The sequence below is a fragment of the Streptomyces sp. WMMB 322 genome (genome assembly GCF_900090145.1).
Lineage (GTDB): Bacteria > Actinomycetota > Actinomycetes > Streptomycetales > Streptomycetaceae > Streptomyces.
This window is the reverse complement of the sequence record NZ_FMHI01000023.1, coordinates 1-11,505: the sequence shown is the minus strand read 5'-3', so window position 1 is coordinate 11,505 and position 11,505 is coordinate 1. Positions and strand designations below refer to the sequence as shown.

At 70.3% G+C, this 11,505-nt stretch carries 13 protein-coding genes; 5 read left to right on the top strand and 8 right to left on the bottom strand.

The genetic code is table 11. The features are described from left to right. Positions 1–9: 9 nt before the first annotated feature. The 6 genes from H180DRAFT_RS26725 to H180DRAFT_RS26700 are packed head-to-tail and all read right to left on the bottom strand — an operon-like array spanning position 10 to position 5,885. Positions 10–1,041, bottom strand: coding sequence for a TRAP transporter substrate-binding protein (locus tag H180DRAFT_RS26725; RefSeq protein WP_074467024.1), 1,032 nt, complete (start codon positions 1,039–1,041; stop codon positions 10–12). Next, positions 1,038–2,045, bottom strand: a complete 1,008-nt coding sequence (locus tag H180DRAFT_RS26720) for an LLM class flavin-dependent oxidoreductase (protein WP_055488722.1) — start codon at positions 2,043–2,045, stop codon at positions 1,038–1,040. Before H180DRAFT_RS26720 ends, H180DRAFT_RS26725 begins: the two co-directional genes overlap by 4 nt. Before the next feature lie 48 nt (positions 2,046–2,093). Continuing rightward, positions 2,094–3,254: an acyl-CoA dehydrogenase family protein gene (locus tag H180DRAFT_RS26715; protein WP_055488721.1), complete on the bottom strand. Its 1,161-nt coding sequence runs from the start codon at positions 3,252–3,254 to the stop codon at positions 2,094–2,096. After that, a complete protein-coding gene (locus H180DRAFT_RS26710; protein WP_055488720.1) occupies positions 3,251–3,772 on the bottom strand; it encodes a MaoC family dehydratase in 522 nt (173 codons plus the stop codon). The genes H180DRAFT_RS26715 and H180DRAFT_RS26710 overlap by 4 nt, the downstream gene beginning before the upstream one ends. After that, positions 3,769–4,947 (bottom strand): CaiB/BaiF CoA transferase family protein, encoded by a 1,179-nt coding sequence (locus H180DRAFT_RS26705; RefSeq protein WP_055488719.1) that lies wholly within the window; start codon positions 4,945–4,947, stop codon positions 3,769–3,771. The genes H180DRAFT_RS26710 and H180DRAFT_RS26705 overlap by 4 nt, the downstream gene beginning before the upstream one ends. Continuing rightward, the gene (locus H180DRAFT_RS26700; RefSeq protein ID WP_055488718.1) at positions 4,944–5,885 is read right to left on the bottom strand and encodes an HpcH/HpaI aldolase/citrate lyase family protein; all 942 of its coding nucleotides are present in this window, start codon (positions 5,883–5,885) and stop codon (positions 4,944–4,946) included. Before H180DRAFT_RS26700 ends, H180DRAFT_RS26705 begins: the two co-directional genes overlap by 4 nt. A gap of 164 nt (positions 5,886–6,049) precedes the next feature. Here H180DRAFT_RS26700 and H180DRAFT_RS26695 point away from each other — a divergent pair, with 164 nt between their 5' ends. The 4 genes from H180DRAFT_RS26695 (at position 6,050) to H180DRAFT_RS29635 (ending at position 9,064) form a co-directional block, all read left to right on the top strand. Continuing rightward, positions 6,050–6,817 (top strand): IclR family transcriptional regulator, encoded by a 768-nt coding sequence (locus H180DRAFT_RS26695; RefSeq protein ID WP_079100439.1) that lies wholly within the window; start codon positions 6,050–6,052, stop codon positions 6,815–6,817. A 342-nt stretch (positions 6,818–7,159) separates the two neighbouring features. Beyond that, positions 7,160–7,327 (top strand): hypothetical protein, encoded by a 168-nt coding sequence (locus tag H180DRAFT_RS30000; protein WP_159033609.1) that lies wholly within the window; start codon positions 7,160–7,162, stop codon positions 7,325–7,327. Positions 7,328–7,467: 140 nt separating this feature from the next. After that, the gene (locus tag H180DRAFT_RS26685; RefSeq protein ID WP_055488717.1) at positions 7,468–8,391 is read left to right on the top strand and encodes a WXG100 family type VII secretion target; all 924 of its coding nucleotides are present in this window, start codon (positions 7,468–7,470) and stop codon (positions 8,389–8,391) included. Positions 8,392–8,434: 43 nt separating this feature from the next. Continuing rightward, positions 8,435–9,064, top strand: coding sequence for a hypothetical protein (locus H180DRAFT_RS29635; protein WP_139151452.1), 630 nt, complete (start codon positions 8,435–8,437; stop codon positions 9,062–9,064). A gap of 405 nt (positions 9,065–9,469) precedes the next feature. Here the strand turns inward: H180DRAFT_RS29635 and H180DRAFT_RS26680 are convergent, their stop codons facing one another. After that, positions 9,470–9,892, bottom strand: coding sequence for a secondary thiamine-phosphate synthase enzyme YjbQ (locus H180DRAFT_RS26680; protein WP_055488716.1), 423 nt, complete (start codon positions 9,890–9,892; stop codon positions 9,470–9,472). A 99-nt stretch (positions 9,893–9,991) separates the two neighbouring features. On the opposite strand from H180DRAFT_RS26680, the gene H180DRAFT_RS26675 reads away from it, so the two are divergent. Continuing rightward, entirely contained in the window at positions 9,992–11,188 is a 1,197-nt protein-coding gene (locus H180DRAFT_RS26675; RefSeq protein WP_079100438.1) for an NAD(P)-binding domain-containing protein, read from the top strand. Here the strand turns inward: H180DRAFT_RS26675 and H180DRAFT_RS26670 are convergent. Further along, positions 11,125–11,505: substrate-binding domain-containing protein (locus H180DRAFT_RS26670; RefSeq protein ID WP_139151451.1), on the bottom strand; the 381-nt coding region annotated here is incomplete at its 5' end. The two genes, H180DRAFT_RS26675 and H180DRAFT_RS26670, sit on opposite strands and share 64 nt — an antisense overlap.

Below are 11,505 nucleotides of genomic sequence, written 5' to 3'. Positions count from 1 at the left end.
CCGGGCCCCTCATGCTTTCCGGATGGATTCGACGGCCCGGTCGGCCGTGCGGGCGCCGAGGCGCTGCCTCCAGGCCGCGTGCACCGGGGACACCGCCCTGCGGAAGGCGTCCAGTTCGGCGCCCTCCGGCCTGACCAGCTGCACACCGGCGGCCTCGACCTTGGGGAGGTAGTCCTTCGTGTGGACCTTCACCATGTTCGCGGTCCCGTCGCGGTAGAGCTTCCGGCCCGCCTCGTCGAGGGCGGTGCGGACGGCGGGGGGCTGCCGGTCGTACCAGTCGCTGCGGCAGTAGGCGTCGACGGTGTAGGCGCCGAAGTGCCCGGCCGTCCCGTACCTGACGATCTTCTGCAGATCGCGGGAGACCACCGTCCCGATGTAGCTGACGAGCCCGTCGATGGTGTTCTTCTCCAGCGCCTGATAGACCTCCGCGGAACCCATCGTCACGGGCGCTCCGCCGAGGGCCTTGACCGTCTCGCCCTCGATCTCGCCGGCGACGCGCAGGCGCAGGCCGCGCACGTCCTCGGGCCTGCGGATGGGCCTGTCCACCGTCCACAGGTACTCGAAGGTCGTGGGCATGCCGCCGAGTACGCGCACTCCCTGGCGTGCCAGTTCCCTGTTGACCAGTTCGTACTGCGGCTTCCCCGGTTCGATGGCGCGCCGGAGCTTGCCGTAGTCCTCCGTGACGAAGGGCAGTTCCATGGCGCCGAGCACCGGATACGTCGAGGACACGTAGGAGCTGGTCTGGAAGATCACGTCGGCGACGCCCGCGAGCAGTCCCGGCAGGAGCTGTTCGGCGCCGAGGAGGGCGCCCGAGTCGTACATGTCCAACGTCAGCCGCCCGCCGCTGTGTTCGGCGGCGGCCTCGTTGAACATCTCGATGCCGGGGTACAGGTCGTCGTACGAGGACGGCAGATATGTCGCCATCCTCGACGTGCCGCCCGTCTTCGCGCTCGCCGGCGCACAGGCGGAGGCTCCGGCCGCCGCCAGGCCCACGCCCGCCGCGGACAGGAAGCTCCGCCGTCCCATAGCTCTTGTCTTCATCGAAGTACCTCGTCCGTAAGGCGTTTCAGGCTGGCCATGACCTTCTCCTGCGGCATCCCTGGCCATTGCGGGCGGAGCAGGATGTTCTCCGGTGCCACATGAGTGATGAGGTCGCTGAGCTGCGCCCGGCAGGCGGCGGGCCCGCCGAGGATGAACCGGCCCCTGCGCAGCTTGTCGAATTCCGCGTCGAAGCTCTGCGAGGGCGGCAGCACCCGGTCCTGGCCCCAGGCGCGGTAGGCGTCGTACTTCGCGGTCATCGCGGCGCGCACGTCCTCGACGGCCGCCTCGTCGCTCTCGCCGACGTAGATCTCCTGGAGCACCTGTACGGGGGCCTCTTCGCGGCCGTACTCGGAGCAGGCGGCCCGGTAGAGGGCGACCTGCCGGTGCAGGTAGTCGCGGTCGACGTGTGCAGCGGCGGCGATCCACGGCAGCCCCATCCGCGCGGCGCGGCGCAGCGCCCCGTCGGTGTGGCCGGCGAGCCAGACCGGCGGGTGGGGGCGCTGCACCGGCCGCAGTACGGGCCGTACGGCGTCGAGCCTGACGTGGTCGCCGGTGAAGCTCACCTCCTCCTCGGTCCACAGCCGGCGCACCAGGCCGAGGTTGTCCAGGAAGCGGCGCAGCCGCGCGTCCCGGGGCACGCCGAAGGCGTCGAACTCCGTGTCGCGGTAGCCGAGTCCGGCTCCGACGGTGAGGCGGCCTGCGCTGATGATGTCGAGCGTGGCCAGTTCCTCGGCGATGTCGACGGGGTTCTGGAGCGCCATGAGCGTGATGGCGGTGCCGATGCGCATGTCGCCGGATTCGGGAACGATGCGGGAGAGCACGGCCAGTGGATGCAGGTACTGGAAGGGGTCGGCGAGATAGTGCTGCGTCGCCCACACCGAGGAAAAGCCGGCGTCGCGGGCGAAGCGCACCTGCTCCACTTGTTCGGCGAAGCGTGCCACCACGTCGTCGTCGGAGGTGAACTGGCTGCACAGCACCAGCCCGTAGCCGGGAGCGGGAGTCATGTGCGCTGAAGCCTCCTTCGTGGTGCGGATCTGCCTGCGGGGCCGCGGTCAGAACGAGCGCGGCATCTTCAGTACGTGCTGGCCGATGTGGGCGAGGATGAGATTCGTGGAGACGGGGGCGACCTGGTAGAGCCTCGTCTCGCGGAACTTGCGCTCGATGTCGTACTCGGCGGCGAAGCCGTAGCCGCCGTGGGTCTGGAGCGCGGCGTTGCCCGCCTCCCACGAGGCGTCCGCCGCGAGCAGCTTGGCCATATTGGCCTCGGCCCCGCAGGGTTCGCCCGCGTCGAAGAGGTCGCAGGCACGCCAGCGCATCAGGTCGGCGGCCTCCACGTTGACGTGCGCTCTCGCGATGGGGAACTGCACGCCCTGGTTCTGCCCGATGGGACGGCCGAAGACCTCGCGTTCCCGCGCGTAGTGCGAGGCACGCTCCACGAACCAGCGTCCGTCGCCGATGCATTCGGAAGCGATGAGGATGCGTTCGGCGTTCATGCCGTCGAGGACGTAGCGGAATCCCCTGCCCTCCTCGCCGATGAGGCTGTCGGCGGGCACGCGCACGTTGTCGAAGAAGACCTCGTTCGTCTCGTGGTTGACCATCGTGCGGATGGGCCGCAGTCCCACGCCCTCCGCCTCGCGCAGATCGATGAGGAACAGCGACATCCCCTCGGACTTCTTCGCCGCCTGCTCCCGCGGCGTGGTGCGCGCCAGCAGCAGCATCAGATCGGAGTGCTGCACGCGGGAGATGAAGACCTTCTGGCCGTTGATGACGTAGCCGTCGCCGGTGCGTTCCGCGGTGGTGCGGATGCTGGTGGTGTCGGTGCCGGCCGTGGGTTCCGTCACGCCGAACGCCTGGAGGCGCAGTTCCCCCGAGGCGATGGAGGGCAGGTAGCGGCGCTTCTGCTCCACAGTGCCGTGCCGCAGCAGTGAGCCCATGGTGTAGAGCTGGGCGTGCACAGGTCCGGCGTTGCCGCCGGCCGCGTTGATGCCCTCCAGAATGACGGAGGCGTCGCCCAGGCCGAGCCCCAGTCCGCCGAACTCCTCCGGCACGAGCGCCCCGAGACAGCCAGTGCCGGTCAGGGCGTCGACGAACTCCTCGGGGTAGCGACGTTCGGCGTCGACCTCCCGCCAGTACGCGTCGGGGTAGTCCGCGCAGATCCGGTCGGTCAGCCGGCGCAGGTCGCGGCGGAGTTCGCTGGTCGCCTCGCTGGTCACTGTCCCTCTCCCTCGTGCGCCCCGTTCTGTGCGGGGCCCTGGTGCCGTGGGCCGTGGCCGCGCTTGTGGACCAGCAGTGTCCTGGTGAATTCGATGACGGCCTCACCGGTCTGCTTGACGCCGGTGGTGCGGACGGTGACGACGCCGAGGCCGGGGCGCGAGGCGGACTCCCTCGCCTTCAGCACGCTCGACCGGGAGTGGATGGTGTCGCCCTCGAAGACCGGGTTGGGCAGGGTGATTTCGTCCCAGCCGAGGTTCGCGAAGACGTTCTGCGAGACGTCGGTGACGCTCTGGCCCGCCACGAGCGCCAGGGTGAAGGCCGAGTTGACGAGTGGTTTGCCGAACTCGGTGCGCCGCGCGTACTCGTGGTCGAAGTGGAGCGGAGCGGTGTTCTGCGTGAGCAGGGTGAACCAGATGTTGTCGGTCGTGGTCACGGTGCGGCCCAGCGGGTGCTCGAAGACGTCGCCGACGACGAAGTCCTCGTAGTAGCGGCCCTGCCAGCCGGTGTGGGTCGTCATGACTCCCCCTTGGCGGCGTGCAGTTCGGCGAGTACGGAGGCGGTGTGGGCGCCCAGGGCCGGCACGGCGCCGCCCTCGGCGGTGCGCCCGCCGGGCATGCCGGTCGGACGCAGGGTGCGCACGGTGCCGCCCGGGGTGCCGGTGTCCATCCAGCGTCCGTCGCGGGCGAGTTCGGGGTGGGAGGGCAGGTCGGTCAGCGACGTCATCCGCCCCCAGGCGATTCCGGCGGCGTCCAGCCGTGCGGTCAGTGTCCGCGAGGTGTGCGCGGCGAAGCGGTCGGCCAGTTCCGCGTCGAGGGCCGTGCGTTCGGCGACGCGGGCGGTGTTGGAGACGAAGCGGTCGTCGCCGGCGAGCGCCGGGGCATCCAGCACGTCGGTGCACAGCCGCACCCATTCGCGTTCGTTCTGCACGGAGATCAGCAGCGAGTCCCCGTCCGCCGCCGTGAAGGCGCCGTACGGGGCGATCGCGGGGTGCGAAGTCCCCATCGGGACGGGCGCGTTGCCGGAATGAAGGGTGTAGTACAGCGGGTGCGCCATCCATTCGGTGAGCGCGTCGAAGAGCGAGACCTGGACCGGCAGGGCTTCGCCCGTCCTGTCGCGGTGGCGGACGGCGGCGAGCACTCCGCTGAGGGCGTGGCTCCCGGCGGCGATGTCGGCGATGGACACGCCCACCTTCGCGGGTGCCTGCGGTGTGCCCGTCAGCGACATCACGCCGGTTTCCGCCTGGATCAGCGCGTCGTAGGCCTTCTTCGAGGCGAGGGGTCCGCCGGGTGCGTAACCGGAGATCAGGCAGACGATGAGACCGGGATGGCGCTGCCGCAGCGAGGCGGCGTCGAGGCCGAGCCGGCCGAGGGCGGCGGGGGCGAGGTTGGCGACCACTACATCGGCGCGCTCCAGCAGCAGGTGCAGATCCTCCACCGCGGCCGGGTCCTTGAGGTCGAGCTGCACGGACTCCTTGCCGCGGTTGAGCCAGAGGAACGCGCTGGATTCGCCGCCGACCACCTGGTCGTAGCCGCGCGCGAAGTCGCCGCCGTCCGGCCGCTCCACCTTGATCACGCGGGCTCCGAGGTCCGCGAGCCGGCGGGTGGCGTACGGGGCGGCCACGGCCTGTTCCACCGCGACGACGGTGAGGCCGTCCAGGGGCAGCCCGCCGTGCGACGCGGCGTGCGCCGTCATGAGCCGGCCTCCGCCCCGTGCCGGCCGGACTCGCGCAGCAGCGCCTCGGCCCGGGCCACCACCGGGCGGTCGACGAAGGTCCCGTCGCTCAGCCGCACCGCAGCGGCGCCGCGTCCGGAGGCGTCCCGGTGGGCGGCCAGCACGGCACGGGCCTGGTCCAGTTCGGCGTCCGTCGGTGTGAACGCTGCGCGGACCGGGGCGAGTTGGCGGGGGTGGAGCACGGCGCGTCCAGTGAAGCCGAGTTCGCGGGCTGCGAGCGTGGACCGCGCCAGGCCGTTCTCGTCGTCCAGCGCCGCGTACGGTCCGTCCAGGATGCCGGTGAGCCCCGCGGCGCGTGCGGCGAGCACCAACTGCGAGCGGGCGTGGAGCAGTTCGCGTCCTTCGACGCTCGGGCGCACGCCGAGTCCGGCGGCGAGGTCGAGCGTGCCGAACAGCACCGCGTGCACACGGGGCCCGGCCGCGGCGACACCGGCGGAGGCCAGGACTCCTGCGGCGGTCTCCACGACGGGCAGCAGCGACAGCTCTCCGGGCCCGGTGCCCGCGGCGGCCTCGGCCGCGGTGAGTCGCGCGTCGAGTTCGTCGAGCTGCCGGACCGATTCCGCCTTGGGCACGATCAGGCCGTCCAGGCGGACCGTGCCGAGCAGGGATGCGACTGCCGCCAGGTCCGCCTCGGCTTCGGGGGTCTCCAGGGCGTTGATGCGGACGAGGACGGCGGGACGGACGGCGGCACCGCTCGCGCCGGGTGCCGCCCCGCCGGGCGGGGCCGGGGCGAGGCGGGTGAGCGCTTCCGCGGTGAGGGCGCGCGCGGTCTCCTTCGACGCCTCCCCGACGGCGTCCTCGAAGTCGACGGCAACGGCGTCGGCTCCGCTCGTCAGGGCCTTCGCGATCCGGTCGGGACGGTCGCCGGGAACGAACAGCAGCGTCCGTCCGACGTCCATGAACTCTTCCTGTTCCGTGAGACTCCCTGAGGATTGTTCCGTGAGACGGAACACGTACCACGTGGCGGTACGATCGCCCTTACCTTGGTGATGGCGCTCACGTACTGTCAAGAGGTGTGCAGGCGCCAACCGGAACGAGACCCGGGCAAGGGGGACGATCGCTGATGCCAAGCTCCGGCACCGGGATGCGCGCCGTCATCACAACTCTGCGCGTACTGGAGACAGTTGCTGAGCTGCAGCCCGTGGGTGTCTCGGCGATCGCGAGGGCCTCGGGCATCCCGAAGAGCTCCGTCCACCGCTGTCTGGTCACGCTGCGCGAAGCGGAATGGCTGACCACTTCCCGGGGCGACCGCACGCTGTGGGTGCTGACCGGCCGGGCCCTGTCCGTCGGCATCCACGCCCCGGCCGAAGTCGGACTGCGCGAGGCCGCACTTCCGGTGATGCGGGACCTGCGGGACGAGACGCACGAGACCATCCACCTCTCCGGCTACGGCTTTGAGCACGACCTGATCGTCATCGACCGGGTGGACAGCGACGAGCCGGTGCGCACCTGGGTGCGCCTGGGCACACGGGTACCGCTGCACGCGAGCTGCAGCGGCCGGGCAATCCTCGGGCGCCTGCCGGACGCGGAGGTGGAACGGCTGCTGAAAGGGCCGCTGGAACGCTTCTCGGAGACGACTCCCGCCGACCTGCCGGCGGTCCTGGAAGACCTGCGCCGTGTGCGCGAGGCGGGGTACGCGACGAACGACTGCGCGTGGCGGCCCGGCGTCGGCGCCGTCGGCGCGGCGCTCGTGGACCAGCGGGGCCGGCCGGTCGGCGCGCTCGCGGTCTCCGTGCCGGTCCAGCGCTACGACGCGGAGCGGGGCCGCCTGCTCGGACCGCTGACGGCAGCCGCGGCGCGGCGCATCAGCGCGAGCCTGCCGCCGGGGTGAAGCGGGCGGGGGGCAGGGCGAATGGCGGCTGTTGCCGCCCGGCCAGGATTCTGACCGCAGCCACCAGGGCCGGTCCGCCCCCAGCATCGGCCCGCTCTGCGGCGGTCTCCCCTCTCAGTCGAGCATCCCGTTCATGGCCTTCCCTCGTTTCCAGGGGACGTCTCGACTTCAGCAGATGCCTTCAGAAATGGCTCCCCCAGGGCTTTGTGTGAGCCGTGCGTCGCGGCGCACCTGGGCCAGTGCAGGCACTGTGACGGGATCTGAACACAAAAGGCAATCCACCACGGCTGACGGCGCTTTAGCCTGACGGACGACCATGAGCCGGCGCGACGGGGAGCAACATTGCCTGCTCAGTTCGAGGTGAATCCCAGTGCTTTGCGGCGTTATGCGAAGAACGTCGACAAGGAAGCGGAGCGAATCCGGCGGATACGCAACAAGATCGACCAGGTGAGACTGTCGCCCGGGGCGTTCGGCAAACTTCCCGAATCGGACGAGTTGGCCGACGACTAAGAGAAGCAGCGTTCCGACTCGCTTGAGGACCTCAAGGGCGCAGCTGGTGCACTGGAAGGCATCGTGGACGCGGTGAAGGACACGGCGGACGCCTACGACCGCACCGAGGACGATGTCAACGTGGACTTCGAGGGCAAGTGATGGACATCCTGAGCCGGCTCGGGATCAGCATCTCCGGGCCGTTTTCCGACGTCCTCGACGAGGCTGTCCGAGGAATCATCAAGCAGTTCGGCCTCGAGGACGACCTGGAGAAGGTCTCGGGTGACAACGAGCGTCTCACGCAGATCGCCGGGGATTATCGCGAAGCGGCCCGGGACCTGCGCGGTGTCGTGGACGACCTCAAGTTCGAACGGAAGCGTCTCAGTGGCCACTGGGCCGGGGAGGCTGCGGACGCCTTCCACAAGGAGGCGTCCGCCTTCGAGGAGGCCCTCCACGGCGAGGCCACGGACATGGACCAGATCGCCGAACTGCTGGAGTCCGCAGTGGAGGCGTGCGCCGAGGCCGAGAAACTGATGATCGACCTGCTCGTGGAGATCGTTCAGGCTGCGCTGGCAGCGGCCGCGACGACTGCGATCCTGTCCGTACTCACGGCGGGCGCCGCCGCCGCGATCGGGCCATTGATCGCGGCCGCAGGGATCGCGCACAAGGCTATGAGGGCCGTGAAAATCACGGCGAAGCTGGCCGACACCCTGGCCGACCTGGCGAAGCGGATGCAGGCCCTGAAGAAAGCGCAGAAACTCAAGAAGCTGATGCAATCCATGCGCGACAAGAAGGACCCATTCAGCCACAAGAACGCGGCCAAGCGCTACTTGGGTCGGGTCAAGGATCCTGATACCCCGGGGGCCAAGCTTCCCGGTGGGCAGACGGAGGACCTCAGAATGGTCGGCGAACGGGCCGCTGCCAAACGCGCCATCAAGCGGGGGACGTCGCGCCGATCGTCGGTAACCAGGTCGGCGAGCCTCTGGGGCAGGCATACGAGACTTACGGCCCCGAAGGCGCACCCGGTGTCGCGCCGAAGGAGGCGCCTCCGCGGGGTGACTCCCGTAACTTCGCGGACCGGATGAACTCCGGACTCTCAGCGAAGGAGAAAGTGGCTAGGGACTTCGGATGAGTGGAGCTGACGCAGGCGAAGCGATGAACAGCGGGGCGGGGCAGATGTCGCAGGAAGTTCATACTCAAGTGGTGGCGGCCCTGGGACATACGGATACCCCCGTGGCCGTGGGGCTGGTGACGCCGGGCACGGATGCACGGAGGGTGCCGAAGAGGTTGAGGCCCAAGCCGCGGGTGGCCGGGAAGGAGCGCAAGCAGCGGCCGCCGTGGTGGGGATGGCTGGTCCTCGTGTTCATCTGGCTGACTGATGTGCCACAGACTCTCTATGATCTTATTGCCGATTCGATCACCCTCCGCCGCAAGCGCAGGCCACTGCGGGGTGGTTGGCGGAGTCAGGCGGGCGGGCTACTGGCCGCTTGTGACGCTCCGGCACGAACGTATCTCGTCGTTGGCCGCTCGGGGCTGCATCTTGTCTACGTCGGTGACCTCGGCTCCGAAGCCGGCTGGTCGCTGCCGCTGGAACACGTGCGCGACGCGGAGCCACTGAAGTGGGCAGACGACTCGCCGTATGTCGCGAATAGCCGCCTGCACTTCACCGACGGCTCCTGGAGCAGCGTCCGGTTGAAGGGAGGAGCACAGCAACAGATACTCGGAAAGCTCGCGCCCCCACCGGGTTTCAAAGGCTGAGTGCATCACGCTGCGCACTGAATTCGTCAGCTCCTCGTTCGGTTCAAGGACGTTCGGGGTTGGCTGCCCCGTTACTGCCGACGGTGTTCGGACCGAGCCTCCGTCTACTCCGGTTTCGCATGGCCCCGGGCACGCGACCGACGCCGCCGAGCGCTGTGTCGAGCGCCGCACCAACGGGAGGGGCGTCGCTCCGTACCAGCTACGCGAGCGCGGGGCGACGGGCTGAGGCATCACATGCTCAGGGACCGTCCGGCACGACTCGATATCCGCATCCCCCACCTGGACATTCCACGACCGGGGGTGAAGGAGCCTTCAGCAATCGGCTGGGTCGAGGCCGTACGGGCACCTCGCGGCAAACTGCCCAGGACGCCCACGGTCCCACGACCATGTTTCGCGGCCGCCTCCTCACCCCAGAAAGCTCAGCCTGACCCTCCGGTGCGGGTTGTCCCCGTTGGTGTCGACGAGGCACACGGACTGCCAGGTGCCCAGCTCCAGCCTCCCGCCGACGACCGGAAGCGTGGCGTGCGGCGGGACGAGCGCGGGCAGCACGTGGTCCCTGCCGTGGCCGGGGCTGCCGTGCCGGTGCCGCCAGCGGTCGTCGGCCGGCAGCAGGTCGCGGAGGGCGGCGAGGAGGTCGTCGTCGCTGCCGGCTCCGGTCTCCAGGACGGCGATGCCCGCGGTGGCGTGCGGGACGAAGACGTTGAGCAGGCCGTCCCGGCCCTCGGCCGCGCCGGCGAGGAAGGACTCGCACTCGTGGGTGAGGTCGCTGACGCTCTCACCCGAGCCGGTGGTGATGTGCAGGACGTGGGTCCGAAGTGCGTCGGTCATGCCTCCATCCTCCATGCAGGGCCGCTTCCGCACCCTGCACGCCCCCTTCCCGCACACGCGGACGGGAAGTTCCGCAAGCGCCGGAGGGTTGCAGTGAGCATGGGGAACGAGGTTGCGGCTGTGGTGATCGGGGCCGGGCAGGCGGGCCTCTCGAGCGCCTTTCACCTGCGTCGTCTCGGCTACGAACCGGGGCGGGACTTCGTCGTCCTGGACCGCGCGGAGCGGCCCGGCGGTGCCTGGCAGTTCCGCTGGCCCACGCTGACGTACGGCAAGGTGCACGGCATGCACGCCCTCCCCGGCATGGAACTGAGCGGGGCCGATCCGGCGCGTCCGTCGTCCAAGGTGATCAGCGAGTACTTCGCGGCGTACGAGCAGACCTTCGGCCTCGACGTGCGGCGTCCGGTGCGTGTGCGGGCGGTGCGCGAGGACGGCGGGCTGCTGCGCGTGGAGACGTCGGCCGGCGTCTGGCGGGCCCGGGCCGTCATCAGCGCGACAGGCACCTGGGACCGTCCGTTCTGGCCCCGCTACCCCGGACAGAAGACCTTCCGCGGGCGCCAGTTGCACACCGCCGGATACCCCGGACCTCACTCCGAGGCCTTCACCGGCAAGCGCGTCGTTGTGATCGGCGGCGGTACCTCGGCGGTGCAGCATCTGCTGGAGGTATCGCAGGTGGCGGCGGAGACGGCGTGGGTGACGCGCCACGAACCCTCCTTCCGCGAAGGGCCGTTCACCGAGGACCAGGGACGCGCCGCGGTGGCGGCCGTCGAGCGACGGGTCCGGCGGGGGCTGCCGCCGGGCAGCGTCGTGTCCGTCACGGGGCTGCCCCTGACCGAAGAGATGGCCCTGGCCCGCGAGCGCGGCGTGCTCGTGCGGCAGCCGATGTTCGAACGGATCGTGCCGGACGGCGTCGAGTGGAGCGACGGGCGCCGCATGGAGGCCGACACGCTGCTGTGGGCCACCGGATTCCGGCCCGCCACCGGCCACTTGGCACCCCTGGGCCTGCGGGAGCCGGGCGGCGGCATTCGCATGGAGGGCACACGGGTGGCGGCGGATCCCCGCATCCATCTGGTCGGATACGGTCCCTCGGCCAGCACGGTGGGCGCGAACCGTGCCGGCCGCTCCGCCGCACGCGAGGTGGACCGGCTGCTGCGGGGCAGGGCCTCGCAGCCCTCCCCCGGGACAGGCACGCAACGGTCCCCGGAGGCCGGGAAGCACGGACAGGAAAGCGGCGGTCAGGTCCGGACGGGAATGCTGGAGCGGCGGACGACGAGTTCGGGCTGGAGCACGATCCGCTGATGCTCATGTCCCCCGGAGTTCTCCCCCGTCTCCTCGATCAGCAGATCCGCCGCCGCCCGCCCCATACGGAACGCAGGCTGCCGCACCGACGTCAACGGCACCGCAGCCGCAGCCGCGAACTCGATGTCGTCATACCCCACCAACGCAACCTCCCCCGGCACCGAGACCCCCGCCCCGTACAACGCCTGCAACACACCCAACGCCAGCAGATCATTCGCACAGAACACCCCCGAAGGACGCGGAGACATCCCCAGCAACCGCGCCCCCGCATCCCTCCCCGCCGCCACATCCAGCCGCCCCGCCTCCACCTGACGCAG